The following is a 365-nucleotide window of genomic DNA, read 5'->3' as shown; positions in this document are numbered from 1 at the left end:
TCAAGCGTTGCCGGGGCAGGTTTCTGTCCGTTTCTGAAGCAGCTTTCAGAGAGCACAAGGGTGGGAATACCCTGCGCGGCCAGTGTTTCAGGGGTTACGTCGCCTCCCGGATGCATACCGTAATTCCATCCGGCAAAGAACAGGTCTGTTTTGGCTGCCAGCAACTGTTCCATAGTCGGGTAGCGTGGTGCAATTTCCGGAATGTTTTGTTGCTGTTTTTTAAATGCCGGGGTGAGCTTGTTCCAGCCGGAGAGACCGCTAAACCCTGCAATATAGGGTTGCAGGTGCAGGGCAAAGGCCATGTCAGCCATATTAATATCATGAATGACCGCATGCTCAGGCCGGTGGGTGATGGTCACTGGCTG

1 pseudogene is annotated in these 365 nt (G+C 53.7%); it reads right to left on the bottom strand.

Going from position 1 to position 365, the window contains the following annotated elements:
- A pseudogene (locus tag HK25_RS12395) lies at positions 1 to 365 on the bottom strand (ABC transporter substrate-binding protein); the annotation flags it as partial.

Origin of the sequence: Acetobacter sp. DsW_059, assembly GCF_002153695.1 — a bacterium.
GTDB classification, from domain to species: domain Bacteria; phylum Pseudomonadota; class Alphaproteobacteria; order Acetobacterales; family Acetobacteraceae; genus Acetobacter; species Acetobacter thailandicus.
This window is presented reverse-complemented; position numbering and strand designations above follow the sequence as displayed.